Origin of the sequence: Desulfovibrio sp. (assembly GCF_034006445.1) — a bacterium.
Taxonomy (GTDB): Bacteria; Desulfobacterota; Desulfovibrionia; order Desulfovibrionales; family Desulfovibrionaceae; genus Desulfovibrio.
Genome location: NZ_JAVESS010000001.1, coordinates 1 through 12,754 on the forward strand (window position 1 = coordinate 1; position 12,754 = coordinate 12,754).

The window sequence follows — 12,754 nt, forward strand, 5'->3', positions numbered from 1 at the left end:
CGGCGGCTCTGGTCATGAATTTCAGCCTGGGCTCCTTCCATTGGGGCTTTGAAAACCAGCCCGTTGCCCAGCCCGACGACCTCTGGAACTTTATGGGCATGGTTACGGCGGGGCTTGCCTTTGCTCTTGCGGGCGGCTGCCCTGGTCGCCAGTTGTTCATGGCCGGAGAAGGCGACAATGACGCCGCCGTCTTTGCCGTGGGTCTTATCGTCGGCACGGCCATGGCCCACAACTTCGGCATGGCCTCCAGCACTGCGGGCATCGGCCCCCACGGCATGGCCGCCACCCTGGCCGGGCTTGGGATTTGTCTGTTCGTCGGATTTTTCAACTGCAAGCGAGGCGCGTAATGTCTGAACTCATTGATACCCGTGGCCTTTCCTGCCCGCAGCCGGTGCTGCTCTTTCTCAATGCCCTCAAGGGCGATGCCGCCAGCTCGTTCAGCGTGCTGGTGGACAATGACGCCAGCCTTGAAAACGTCAGCCGCGCGGCCCGCAACCGGGGCTTCAATGTGACGAGTTCTGACGAAGGGCAGGGCGTCACCCGGCTGGAAATAGCAAAGTCCTGACATAGATCCGCAGTTTTTCATGCGAATAACAGCCGGGCGGGCTTTGCCGCCCGCCCGGCAGGATACAGACATGGCCAACATGCCGAATACGAACAACAAGCCTTCCGGCGGGCTGCTGGACAGGATGGGCAGCCTCCTGCGCGGATGGCGCGACAAGAAAGAGCCGCCCGTTCCGGACAAAACCCCCGGCTCGGCAGGCGCTGGCAAGGCGCTGAGCGACAGGGGGCTGCTGGTCTTTTCCCATACGGGAGAGGTCATCAAGGCCGAGGGCCTGCTCCGTCAGGCCGGGCTTGCCGTTGAGGTCAAGGGGCCGCCGCCGCAATTGCGCACTGGTTGCGACATGGTGGTGGTTTTTGAACTGGTCAGCCAGACTGCCGTGCTGGAAGTTCTCAATAATGCCGGCATCCGTCCGGAAAATGTCGTCACTGCCCATGACGTGCTGCTTGAGCCCGTGTCCCTGTATCAGGTCAAGCGTCTGGATCACTGGCTCATGGTGCGCGCCGCCAATATGAAGATCACCCTGGACACGCGCGACGGCCGCATTGTGAATATTTCCGGCGGCGGTTGCCCGGATGTGCCCTGGCTTGCGCATTGCCTCTGCGGCATGCGGCTGGATGAAGCGCCGGAGCCACGGAGCCTCGGGCAGACACTCTGCTGCTACAGCCTGCAAAAGGCCTATGAAGAATTGCGGAGGCAGTATCCGTGTGGTATATAACGGGAACCTTGCCGGATAAGGATATGGGATTTTGCGAGGCGGCAACGCGGGCGCCGTCGTCTGTGCGAGACGGCATGCTGCATCTACCGGACGGGAGCGCCGTGCCTGTGCAGCGCGGCACAGCGGCCCTGGCGGCCACGGCCCTTCTGGCCTGCGAGGCATTGGGCTTTGAGCCGCCCCGCCTTCTGCTGGCCGGTGACATCGGTTCCGGCGCGGGCAGCCGCGCCCTTTATGCGTGGCTCACGGAACATGCGGCAACGCTGGCCCCCAGCGGGCTGACATTCCACTATCTTTTCCCGGATGTGGATTGGCACAACCGCGTGCTCATGGCCATACAGGCCTTGCCGTCGCCACCCCTGCTGGTGGCCGATGCGGGCTTCATGTACGTGGCCAAGATGAGCGGTTACGCCGACGCCTACGACCTTTTCACGCCCGACCTGGGCGAAATGGCCTTTCTGGCTGACGAAAAAGCGCCGCACCCTTTTTATACCAGAGGATTTTTGCTGGCCGAGGAAGAGGATATTCCCGGTCTGCTGGCCCGCGCCCAGGCGCACGGCAACTGCCCGGCCAACCTCATCATCAAGGGCCGCGCCGATCATATCGTCTGCGAAGGACGCCTTGCCGCGACCATCGAGGAACCCTCGGAACCGGCCATGGAGTGCATCGGCGGTACAGGCGACCTTGTGACGGGCCTTGTGACGGCCCTGCTGGCCGGGGGGATTCCCCTGTGCAGGGCCAGCCTCGCCGCAGCGCGTCTGGCGCGGCTTCTGGCGCGCTACTGTGCGCCCGACCCCGGCACGCAGGTGGCCCAATTGCTGGCCCGGCTGCCCCAATTTTTACAGGAACATGCCGAGGCTGTTCTTGCAATGGACTGAGGCTGTGGCAGCCGCGCTGACGGCTCCCGCAAATCGTATTTTTCGGGGGAATGAAAACGCTGGAATGTGAAGCAGTGTAAAGTCCATCTGTTCCAGGGCTGGCGACACCATAAAATAAAGGCCGCCACGGCCGGGTCTTGCGCCAGAATAAAAAAAGGCCGCCACGGCGAATGCCTGCGTGCGGCCAGGAGCGTCGTTTATCCCGGATTGGCGCTATTCTTCTTCTTCCAGCACCTTGAGTTCAGCGGACAACTGGCCGGAATTATAGCGCAAAAGAACATAGCCCCCTTGCGCCAGAGCGCCGGGATTGACCACAATGGTGCGGCCCACGCGGTCTACGGCCCGTGCCTCGTGAATGTGCCCGCACAGGCAGATGTCCGGCTGGGCTTCTTCAAGAAATTCGCGTACCGCGGTGGAACCCACATGCACGTCGCCGGGTATGACGTCGCAGGCCGTATCCTTGGGCGGGTTGTGCGACACAAGCACTCTGTGCGGATAGGCGCGGGCCTTCTGCCAGCAGGCTTCAAGCCATGCGGCGAAAGCTGATTCAGGATATTCGCTGGGCGTGCCAAAGGGCGTGAAGGTGGAAGCGCCAACCCCGAAGATGGCCGTGTCCGGCGTAAGCTCGCGCGTTACAGTGTGCAGGTTCCAGCCTTTTTCACTGAGCCACTGATCCACTTCAGGGCGATCCATGTTGCCTATCTGCGCGAGAATCATAGGATTATAGCTACGCAGGACGTCCATGACCTGTTCTGCCTGTTTGACGCCGCCTGTCACCGTGAGGTCGCCGGTGACGATGATGCCGTCGGCCTGGCTCAGTTCGGGAATCTTGGCAAAACGATCGGTTTCGTCATGTATGTCGCCAACGGCGATCCAGAGGTAATCCTGGTCGGTAGAGCTTGGCATGGTGGCGTGTCCTTTGTTATATTGACGCTGCAATAATGCTGCCATACTTCAGTACATAAGGAAAGGCCCGCCATGAGTGAAAATCCCTCTGTGCAAGCCGCGCGGCCGCTGCCGCTGGATGCGGTGGCTGCCCGCAAACAGGCTCTGCGCGAACGCATGACCAGGCTTCGCCGTGAGCAGTCCCAACACCTTGCCCGTGAGCGGGCCGTGGCGGCGCAAGAAAGACTGCTTCAGTCTGATTGCTGGCGTCAGGCGTCATCAGTGGCGCTTTACGTGGGCATCAAGGACGAACTCGGCACCGGCCTGCTGCTGGAAGCGGCATGGCGCGAAGGGCGCACCCTCTGGCTGCCGCGCGTCCGGCGCGGACAACCCGGCTTTATGGATTTCGTGGCTTGCGTCAGCCGTGAGCAACTGCGGCCCGGCCCTTTTGGCCTTGTTGAGCCGGAAGCGGATCTGCCGGGTTTTGGCCCTGAGGACGTGGCCGCTGGCGCGGGCAGGGTTCACTCCACGGAGGGCGGCGCGGCGTTTGCCCCCTCGCTGATGGTGCTGCCCGGCCTGGCTTTTGATCTTGAAGGCGGCCGCCTTGGATACGGCGGTGGGTATTATGACCGGTTTTTACAGGCCGGGCTTGAGTGCCCACGCGTGGGCTTCTGTTTCGATTTTCAGCTTGTCCCTCCCTTGCCCCTGGCCCCCTGGGATCAGCGGGTTCACCATCTATGCACCGAAGAGCGTCTGTTGTGCCTATAAGCTATATCCCTTTTGTGTTTCCCGGCCTGGATTCCGTGCGATGCGCCTTTCAGACCCGCCCCGGCGGCGTGTGCCGTGGAGAGTATGGCGGCGGCAATATTTCCTTCAGCGTGGGTGATGACGCGGCCCTGGTGGCGGCCAACCGTGAGAGCCTGCTGGCGGGCCTGCAATCCCGGGGTTTGCGCCACTGGGCGGAACTGCAGCAGGTGCACGGCGATGTCATGGCCTTTGAGCCGACTCCTGTGCCCTGTGACGCGGTGGCGGTGGAAGAGGGGGACGGCATGGCCACGGCCGAACCCGGCCTGGGCCTGCTCATCAAGACCGCGGACTGCCAGCCCATTTTGCTGGCGCATAAAAGCGGCAGATACGTGGCGGCCATGCACGCAGGCTGGCGCGGCAACCGCTGCGACTTTCCCCTTTCAGGCGTTGTGCGCTTTTGCGAGCGCTACGACATCAGGCCGCAGGACGTCTTTGCCGTCCGTGGGCCGAGTCTTGGCCCCGGCAAGGCTGAATTCATCAATTTTGACAAGGAATGGGGGCCGCAGTTCGTGCCCTGGTTTGACGAAGAAAGCCGCACCATGGATCTTTGGGGATTGACCCGCCATCAGCTTGTGCAGGCGGGTATTCCGGCACGTAATATCTTTGGTCTGGATATCTGCACTGCCAGCAACAACGACCAGTTTTTCTCCTACCGTTGCGCCAGGGCTTCGGGCCGTCAGGCCAGCATCATCTGGATTCAGAAAAACTGAAGGGTGTTCGGGCATCGGCGTAGGCTGGCGGGATGTTTTGCAGCTCAGACGGCTGCCAGCCCGGCTGCAGGCCGCTCATGGCGCAGGGCCGCTCATGGCGCAGGGCCGCCTGCCCTGTGGTTCTGGCCCGCCATCACGGCATTGACAGGCTTGCCGCCCCCGCCTACAGTAGGCGCGGCAATGGTAGCCGGGTTGCCCGGCTTGAAAAGGGAATCCCGTTAAATGCGGGAGCGGACCCGCCGCCGTAAGGCTCGCCAACCTCGCACCACACAGCGCCACTGGAAACGGGAAGGCCGGTGAGAGGGAGCCAAGCCGGAAGACCTGCCTTGCCCCATGCTCCGCCTTTCACGTGGTAAACAGGAGGCATGGCAGCGGCATGAGCCGCCACGGCAACGGGATTTTGTCGGCAGGATTGAGGAAATACGGGCCTCTTCCTTCATGAAGCAACAGCTGCTTCATGCGGGAAGGGGCTTTTTTTATGCCCACGCGCTCCACGCTGGGCCTTCAAAGGGCGGGCATGACCGCGACATCACATTCCTCTTCTCCCTCCGGGTTGTCATCCGTGCGCCTGTGGCCCGCGTTCGCGGCCTTGGCCGCGCTGTGGCTTGTTTCCCTGCCGTTGGCCTGCCTGCCCGGGCCGGTTCCGCTGGCGGCGGGTCAGGTTTTTCACGCTCTGGCGGCGCAGCTGGGGCTGGCTGAGCCGCCGCAGGATGCGTCGCTCATGCTGGTGGTGGGGCAGATACGTCTTGCCCGCGTGTGCCTTGCTACCCTGTGCGGCGGCGCTTTGGCCGTGGCGGGCGTGGCCCTGCAGGGGGTTTTGCGCAACCCTCTTGCCGACCCCTTTACCCTGGGGATTTCGGCGGGCGCGGCCTGCGGGGCAAGTATCGCCATCGCCCTTGGCGGCGTTGCGGGCAGGGCGCTGAGCGGCCTTTTGGCGGCAATGCACATTTCCCTGCCAGGACCTGCGGCCCTGGTGGCTCCGGCGGCTCTGGCGGGCGCGCTGCTGGCCCTGGCCGGAGCCTTGTGGCTTGGCAGGGGCGACGGCGGCTTCAGGCGTGAGAGCGTCATACTTGCTGGCATTGCCGTGGCGGCCTTTCTGGGGGCGCTGGTGGCATTGATCAAGGCGCTTAATGAAGAATCCGTAACCAGCATTGTTTTCTGGATTATGGGATCATTTCAGGGGCGCGGCTGGGACAGTCTGCCCCTGCTGCTGGCAACGTTCGTGCCTGGCCTGATCGCTGTGGCCTTGGGCTGGCGCGCGCTGGACGTTCTGACCATGGGCGACGAACAGGCCGCCCAGCTTGGGCTGAATGTGGGTCGCGCGCGGCTTTGGCTGCTGGCCGGGGCAAGCTGCATGACGGCGGGTTGCGTGGCGGTGGCCGGGGTCATCGGCTTTGTGGGGCTGGTGGTGCCACATGTGCTGCGCCTTGTGCTGGGCTGCGGTCACGGCCCCCTGCTGGCCGGAGCGTTTTTTGGCGGCGGCGTGCTGCTGGTCTGGGCCGACGTGCTGGCCCGCAGTGTGCTGGACGGCGGACAGGAACTGCCCGTGGGCGTGGTCACCGCGCTTCTTGGCGGGCCATTTTTTGCCCTGCTGGTGCGGAGGCGTCCATGAAGCAGAGCGCGACCCCGCCCATGCTTGAGGTGCGCAACCTGCGCTCCGGTTACAGGGAGCGGCCAGTATTGCAGGGCGTGAGTTTTGCGGCGCGTGGCGGTGAATGTCTGGCCCTGCTTGGCCCCAACGGCAGCGGCAAGACCACGTTGTTACGCAGCCTTTCCGGCGTGCTGCACGCGCAGGAAGGGGAGATTTTTCTTCAGGGCAGGTCGCTGGCGGCCATGAAGCCGCGCCAGCGAGCGCGGCTGGCGGCTGTGGTGCCGCAGGGCGGCGAGTACCCGCGTGAGCTTACGGCGCGGCAGATGGCCCTGCTTGGGCGGTATCCGCACCTTTCGTGGTTGGGCTGTTATGGCAGCAGGGATTACGCGGCGGTGGACGAGGCCCTGGAAGCCTGCGGCGCTGCAGCGCTGGCTCCGCGTCGCCTTGCGGAACTGTCGGGCGGCGAGCTGCAAAGAGTGCTGCTGGCCCGCGCCCTGGCGCAGGAAAGCCCGCTCCTGCTGCTGGACGAACTGGCCTCAGGGCTGGACATGGCCCGCATGGCCGGACTTTTTGATTTGCTGGAACGCCGTCGCGCTGCCGGGGCCTGCGTGCTCATGGCCGTGCACGACTGTAACCTGGCGGCCATCTATGCCACGAGGCTGTTGGGCCTCAAGGCCGGAAGGCTTGTTTTTGACGGCCCGGTGGATGCGGTTTTTACCGAGGAGAAGCTCAGTGCCCTTTATGATATCCCTATCGGCGTTTTGCCGCACCCGCTTTGGGGCCTGCCTCAGGCGCTGCTGGCGCGGGCGCATGGCCCCCGCAGTCATGACGGCTTTGTCGCATGCCCTGCCGACCCATGCCCAGGCGACCCGTGTCCTGCCGACCCATGCTCTGCCGACGCTGGCGCTGGCCCTGGTTTTGGCCCTGCCGCCAGCTTTGGCGCTGTCGCTGGTTTCGCCAACCGAGACGCTGGCCGCTGAATCGGCGCAACAACCCACCCCGGCCGTTACTGCCACTGCGTCGGCGTCCCCCTCCACATCCGCCTTTGTCCCGGTCAGCGTGCGTGACGACACGGGGCATGAGGTGCGTCTGGACGCTCCGGCAAAGCGCATCATAGCCCTCTACGGAGCCTTTAACGAGCTTTTGCTGGCGCTGGGCGCTGGCGACAGTCTCGCGGCCCGCACCGTGGCTGACGCAAATATCCCCGGTCTGGAGCATCTGCCCGCCATAGGCACCCATATGCGCCCCAATGCCGAACTTATCGTGCAGCAGTCGCCCGACCTTGTCATCCAGCTTGCCGGGCGCAACGAAGCGCTGTTGCAGACCGAGGCCTTGCGTGCCCTTGGCCTGAACGTGCTTGTTTTTGAAATGAATTCCTTTGAGCAGATGTTTGGCGTGCTGCAAAAGCTCGGCCAGCTCACCGGACGCGAGGCTGAAGCCGCCGGGCTGACAGGCGCGTGGCATGCGCGGCTCGCTGACCTTGAGGCCCGCTACAAGGATCAGAAGCCAATTCGTGTTTTTTATGAGGTGCGGTACCCCAATCTGCTGGCGGCGGGGCAGGGCGGCATTGTGGACAACATCATATCCCGCGCTGGCGGACGGAATGTGGTCACGGACGAAAAAAAGCTGGTGCGCTTCAATGAAGAAGCCCTGCTGGCTGCTGACCCGGATGTGTACATCATCCAGAGCGGCCCTATGAACCCCGATCCCCAGCCCCTGGATCAGCGCCTGCATTACAAGGATCTGCGCGCTGTGCGCGAGGGCAGGGTGCTCACGGTGGACGAAGAGCTTTTTGCCCGCCCAGGGCCGCGCTCTGTGGACGCCGCCGAAGAGCTGGGGTGGTTTTTGCACCCCGGGGCGGCACACTGATTTTCCGTTATTTCCCTTGATTTTTTCGTAACCTGACATTCTGATCACAGGACAAGAGAGCTGAGCATGACAGGAGTTTTGTACGGCGTGGGCGTCGGGCCAGGCGCTTCGGACCTGCTGACGCTGCGGGCGGTGAATGCCCTTGGCAAGGTGGACGTGATTCTGGCGGCGGCTTCGCCCAAAAATGACTATTCCGCCGCGCTGGAAACCGCCCGGCCACACTTGCGGGCCGACGCGCGCATGCTGCGTCTGGAATTTCCCATGACGCGGGACCGCGCCGTGCTGCGCGATGCCTGGCGCGTGGCCGCCGAAAAAACGCAGCAAGTCCTGGAAGGCGGCGAAAACGCGGCCTTTCTGACCATTGGCGATCCCCTTGTCTACAGCACCTTTGGCTATCTCATGCAGACACTCAGGGAGCGCGCGCCGCACCTGCCCATTGAGATCATCCCCGGCATTACCTCCATTCAGGCGGCAGCCGCGCGCGCGGGCGTCATTTTGTGCGAGAACGGCGAAACCCTGCGCATCATTCCCGGCATCAACAGCCGCGACGAGCTTGAAAAAGCCCTTGATGGGGCTGATACCGCCGTTATCCTCAAGGCGTACCGCAACCTTCCGGCCATTGCGGACGCCCTGCGCGCCACAGGAAGGCTGGACTCCTGTATTCTGGCCAGCCATGTGGAGCAGCCCGCCGAAAATCTGCGCCACGGGCTGGACCCGGAACAAGGCACCCCGCCCTATATGTCGCTGATCATCAGCAGAAAACCCGTGAGCAACGACTAGAACAAGTTCACTTTGAAATGCTTTGCGGGTGGGAAGTGTTTTGTGGGGGAGGGACCCTTTTGAAAAAGGGTATCCTCCCCCACGCCCCCACCCCCTAGGGGAACGCTGATTTATTCCGCTTGGCGACGTTGCTTCACTTTTTTTGAAACAGTCGAGGACGGAAGAGTCCACTCCTGCTTCAAAAAAAGCTCGCGCCTTGCCAAACGAAATAACTGCGCGTTCCCTTGGGCGAAACAGCATCATATAAAACGAAAGCCAGCAATTCCCCTATGATCGGGAACTGCTGGCTTTTGTCGTTGTGTCTGTGGCTGGTTTGCGCACACGGCATTATGAGCGGCGCAGCCGAATGCGCATCATCCGTGAGCGGCATAGATAGTGCGCATAAAGCGCGGGGATCCTCGCCATCAGCAAATGCGCGGCAATTGCGCCCCTTCAAGCATGCCCAGCAGGCGGCGGCCGCCGATGCGGGTTTGCAGGCTCACCTGCGCCTTGCCCTCCGTGACCGTGCCCACGCGCGCAGCCTCCTTGCCATAGGGCGAGCGGCGCATGGCCTCAAGCGCGGCATCGGCCCTGTCCTCGGGCACGATGCAGATGCATTTGCCCTCATTGGCCAGATACAGGGGGTCCAGCCCCAAAAACGAACAGCCGTTCCGCACGGCCTCGTGCACGGGAATGGCCGTTTCGTCCAGAAGAATGCCCATTTGCGACTGTTCGGCAATCTCGTTCAGCGTGGTGGCAAGACCGCCGCGCGTGGGATCGCGCAGCACATGCACTTCACCGGCGGCTTCGAAAATGTCCGCGATCATGTGGTTGAGGGGTGCGGAATCCGAAGCCACGTCCGTCAGAAACGACAGCCCTTCGCGGCTGCCCATCACCGTGAGGCCGTGATCGCCCATGGCTCCGCTCACCAGCACCGCGTCACCGGGGCGCGCGCTGTGTCCTGACGGGGCAGGATTGGCGAAAACTTCGCCTATGCCAGTGGTATTGATAAATATTTTGTCGCAGGCCCCCCTGGGGACAACCTTGGTGTCACCAGTGACGATGAGCACCCCGGCTTCGCGGGCCGCAGCCGCCATGTCGGCGGTGACGCGCTCGAGCGTTTCCAGCGCAAGGCCTTCTTCAAGGATGAAGGCGCAACTGAGGTAGCGGGGGCGAGCGCCCAGCATGGCCACGTCATTGACGGTGCCGTGCACGGCCAGGCTGCCGATGCTGCCGCCGGGAAAAAACAGGGGCGTCACGGTGTAGGAGTCTGTGCTCATGGCCAGAGGGCCGCGAATGTCGGTCAGCAGGGCCGCGTCATCCATGCGCTCCAGCAAAGGATTGGCGAAGTGGCGGAAAAAGCACTGGGACACAAGACGCTGCGAGGCGCGGCCACCGCTGCCCGCATCCAGAAGAAGACAGTCTTCCATTATCTCTCCGAATATTTGAAGTAGGCGGCGCAGCTGCCCTCGGTCGACACCATGCACGGCCCCACGGGCGTGGCAGGGGTACACTTTTTGCCAAACAGGGGACAGTCCGGCGGCGCCATGCGGCCCTTGAGCACGTCCCCGCAACGACAGCCGGGCAGGGGAGGCACATCGGGCAGTTTGAGATCAAGGCGCACCATGGCGTCCAGATCCTGGTATTCCGGCCGCAGGGTGAGGCCGCTCATCGGAATGCTGCCAATGCCGCGCCACAGGGCGTCCGCAGGGGTGAAAAACTGATCCAGCAGCGCGCGGGCGCGAGGATTGCCCTCATTGCCCACAGCCCGGGGATAGGCATTGACCACGGCCGGGGCATTGTCGCGTATCTGTTCGGCCATCATGCACAGGGCAAGAAGGATGTCGGCGGGTTGAAAGCCGCCCACCACACCGGGCACACGGTATTTATCCGCAAGAAAGGCGTAAGGCTCCAGCCCAAGGATGGTGGACACGTGCCCCGGCAGCAAAAAAGCCTCCACAGCGCACTGGCTGTCGTCCAGCAGGGCGCGCAGCGCCGGGGGAACCAGTTTGTGCAGGGAAAGTACGCAGAAATTTTCAAGCTTGCGCTGGCGGGCCGTCAGCAGGGTGGCGGCCACGGTGGGGGCCGTGGTCTCAAAGCCTATGCCCAGAAAAACCACGGTGTCGCCGGGGTTTTGCTCCGCCAGGGTCAGGGCGTCCAGGGGTGAATAGATGATCTCCACGCGCGCGCCCTGGGCCTGTGCGTGCTTGAGGCTGCGTCCGCCGGGGCCGGGAACGCGCAAAAGATCCCCAAAAGTGGCGATAATGACCCTGTCGCGCTCAGCCAGATCAAGAAAGGCGGCCACTTCAGCGTCATGCGTGACACAGACGGGACAGCCCGGCCCGGAAAGATGGGCCACCGTGTCGGGGAGCAGAGAGCGCAGGCCGCTCTGAAAAATGGATACCGTATGGGTGCCGCACACTTCCATAAAGCGCATGGAGCGCCCGTCCAACGCACGGTTGAGGCGGTCCAGCAGGCCGCGGCAGAGCTGGGGATCCTGAAAGGCTTGTTCCAGTTGCATGATGAACCCTTGGTGGCTGTGTACGTTAGGGAAACGCTGATGTATTCCGTTTGGCGGCGTAGCTCAACTTTTTTTGAAACAGTCGAGGACGGAAGAGTCCACTTTTGCTTCAAAAAAAGTTCGCGCCTTGCCAGACGAAATAACTGCGCGTTTCCAGGAGGCTCTTTAAGCAGTGCTACGTTAGGGAAACGCATGACATTGAAATTCGTGTTTTCCGGCAGGGAGAAGCCGTTGCGCAAGACGAGCCGTCGCCTCTGTCAGCCGCATAAGGCTTACTGCGGTGTGACAGAGTGCGGAATCCGTCTGGCGTACAACCTGTCTCCCTGCCGGAGTGCAAAAAATCCCTGTACCTGCACCTGCCTCAGGCCAGGGGAGCCAGCATGTCGAGGCCGGTGCCCACGGGCAGGCCGCACATGAGGTTGGCGTTGGCCAGGGCCTGCCCCGAAGCGCCACGGCACAGATTGTCGATGGCCGACAAAATGGTGAGCCTGCCCGTACGCGGGTCTACCACAAGACCAAGGTCGCAGAACATGCTGCCGCGCACAAAGCGGGTTTCTGGCAGTGAGCCCTTGGGCAGCACGCGTATCCAGGGGCTGTGCGCCCAGGTGCTCATGAAGGCCTCGCGCACCTGAGCCAGCGTGGTGGCAGGGTCTTTCAGCTTCGTATAGATGGTGGACAAAATGCCCCTGTTGAGCGGCAGGATGTGGGTATTGAATGAGAGGCGCACCTCATGCCCGGCCAGCAGGGAAACTTCCTGCTCGATTTCCGGGGTATGCCTGTGGGTGGGCAGGCCATAGGCGCGGAAATTGTCCGACACCTCGCAAAAAAGCGTGCCGACGGCGGCTTTGCGCCCTGCGCCCGTGGCGCCGGATTTGGCGTCCACCACAATGTCGTCTGTATGCACAAGGCCGTTCTTGATTGCCGCGTACAGGCCCAGAATCACCGAGGTCGGGTAACAACCGGGGTTGGCGATGAGGCTGGCGCGGGATATCTCGGCCGCATACAGTTCGGGCAGGCCGTACACGGCCTTGTGCAGGATGTCCTTGTGGGTGTGTTCCTGCCTGTACCAGGCAGTATAGATTTCGGGATCGCGCAGGCGAAAGTCGGCCGAAAGATCCACAACCCTGGTTCCGGCCTTGATCAGCGGCGCGGCCATGCCCATGGCTGTGCCCGCAGGCACGGCAAGAAAGACCACGTCGCATTCTTTGGCGGCCAGTTCCGCATCAAAAACGCTTATGACAATGTCCGATCCGGGCATATGCTCCAGAAAAGGATAGTATTCGCCCAGGCGTTTGCCCGCCTCGGCCCGTGAGCAGGCCATGCTGAGGCGCATGCAAGGATGGCTCGCCAGAAGCCGCGCCAGTTCCATGCCCGCATATCCCGTAATGCCCACCAGACCCGCTTTGAATGTCTTCATGCCCAGTCCTTATAAGAAAACACTGATTAAAGAGCCTTTT

The 12,754-nt window shown here is 62.7% G+C and carries 13 protein-coding genes, 1 pseudogene and 1 riboswitch; of the genes and pseudogenes, 10 read left to right on the plus strand and 4 right to left on the minus strand.

Annotated features, from left to right (window positions below):
• The 4 genes and pseudogenes from RBR41_RS00005 to RBR41_RS00020 form a co-directional block, all read left to right on the plus strand.
• A pseudogene (locus RBR41_RS00005) lies at positions 1-347 on the plus strand (YedE-related selenium metabolism membrane protein); the annotation flags it as partial.
• Positions 347-565, plus strand: a complete 219-nt coding sequence (locus tag RBR41_RS00010) for a sulfurtransferase TusA family protein (protein WP_320349984.1) — start codon at positions 347-349, stop codon at positions 563-565. The pseudogene RBR41_RS00005 and the gene RBR41_RS00010, both read left to right, overlap by 1 nt.
• Before the next feature lie 70 nt (positions 566-635).
• Positions 636-1,280: a DUF3343 domain-containing protein gene (locus RBR41_RS00015; RefSeq protein ID WP_320349986.1), complete on the plus strand. Its 645-nt coding sequence runs from the start codon at positions 636-638 to the stop codon at positions 1,278-1,280.
• Positions 1,281-1,354: 74 nt separating this feature from the next.
• Positions 1,355-2,155 carry an NAD(P)H-hydrate dehydratase gene (locus RBR41_RS00020; RefSeq protein ID WP_320349987.1) on the plus strand — a complete coding sequence of 267 codons (801 nt, stop codon included), beginning with the start codon at positions 1,355-1,357 and terminating at the stop codon, positions 2,153-2,155.
• Between the two features lie 213 nt (positions 2,156-2,368).
• Here RBR41_RS00020 and RBR41_RS00025 read toward each other — a convergent pair whose 3' ends face one another.
• Positions 2,369-3,061, minus strand: coding sequence for a metallophosphoesterase family protein (locus tag RBR41_RS00025; protein ID WP_320349988.1), 693 nt, complete (start codon positions 3,059-3,061; stop codon positions 2,369-2,371).
• Positions 3,062-3,133: 72 nt separating this feature from the next.
• On the opposite strand from RBR41_RS00025, the gene RBR41_RS00030 reads away from it, so the two are divergent.
• The 6 genes from RBR41_RS00030 (at position 3,134) to cobI (ending at position 8,797) form a co-directional block, all read left to right on the plus strand.
• Complete coding sequence (locus RBR41_RS00030; RefSeq protein WP_320349989.1) at positions 3,134-3,808, plus strand: 5-formyltetrahydrofolate cyclo-ligase; 675 nt, start codon at positions 3,134-3,136, stop codon at positions 3,806-3,808.
• Entirely contained in the window at positions 3,799-4,557 is a 759-nt protein-coding gene (locus RBR41_RS00035; protein ID WP_320349990.1) for a polyphenol oxidase family protein, read from the plus strand. The genes RBR41_RS00030 and RBR41_RS00035 overlap by 10 nt, the downstream gene beginning before the upstream one ends.
• 164 nt (positions 4,558-4,721) lie before the next feature.
• Positions 4,722-4,901, plus strand: a riboswitch (cobalamin riboswitch).
• A 173-nt stretch (positions 4,902-5,074) separates the two neighbouring features.
• Positions 5,075-6,169 carry an iron ABC transporter permease gene (locus RBR41_RS00040; RefSeq protein ID WP_320349991.1) on the plus strand — a complete coding sequence of 365 codons (1,095 nt, stop codon included), beginning with the start codon at positions 5,075-5,077 and terminating at the stop codon, positions 6,167-6,169.
• The gene (locus tag RBR41_RS00045; protein ID WP_320349992.1) at positions 6,166-7,128 is read left to right on the plus strand and encodes an ABC transporter ATP-binding protein; all 963 of its coding nucleotides are present in this window, start codon (positions 6,166-6,168) and stop codon (positions 7,126-7,128) included. Before RBR41_RS00040 ends, RBR41_RS00045 begins: the two co-directional genes overlap by 4 nt.
• A gap of 79 nt (positions 7,129-7,207) precedes the next feature.
• On the plus strand, positions 7,208-8,017 hold the full coding sequence (locus RBR41_RS00050; RefSeq protein WP_320350809.1) for a helical backbone metal receptor: 810 nt from the start codon (positions 7,208-7,210) through the stop codon (positions 8,015-8,017).
• A gap of 66 nt (positions 8,018-8,083) precedes the next feature.
• A complete protein-coding gene (gene cobI, locus RBR41_RS00055; protein ID WP_320349993.1) occupies positions 8,084-8,797 on the plus strand; it encodes a precorrin-2 C(20)-methyltransferase in 714 nt (237 codons plus the stop codon).
• Positions 8,798-9,201: 404 nt separating this feature from the next.
• On the opposite strand, the gene hypE is transcribed toward cobI, so the two are convergent.
• The 3 genes from hypE to argC form a co-directional block, all read right to left on the minus strand.
• Positions 9,202-10,206 (minus strand): hydrogenase expression/formation protein HypE, encoded by a 1,005-nt coding sequence (hypE, locus tag RBR41_RS00060; RefSeq protein WP_320349995.1) that lies wholly within the window; start codon positions 10,204-10,206, stop codon positions 9,202-9,204.
• Positions 10,206-11,297, minus strand: a complete 1,092-nt coding sequence (gene hypD / locus RBR41_RS00065; protein WP_320349997.1) for a hydrogenase formation protein HypD — start codon at positions 11,295-11,297, stop codon at positions 10,206-10,208. Before hypD ends, hypE begins: the two co-directional genes overlap by 1 nt.
• Positions 11,298-11,658: 361 nt before the next feature.
• Positions 11,659-12,714 (minus strand): N-acetyl-gamma-glutamyl-phosphate reductase, encoded by a 1,056-nt coding sequence (argC, locus tag RBR41_RS00070; protein ID WP_320349999.1) that lies wholly within the window; start codon positions 12,712-12,714, stop codon positions 11,659-11,661.
• Positions 12,715-12,754: the final 40 nt, after the last annotated feature.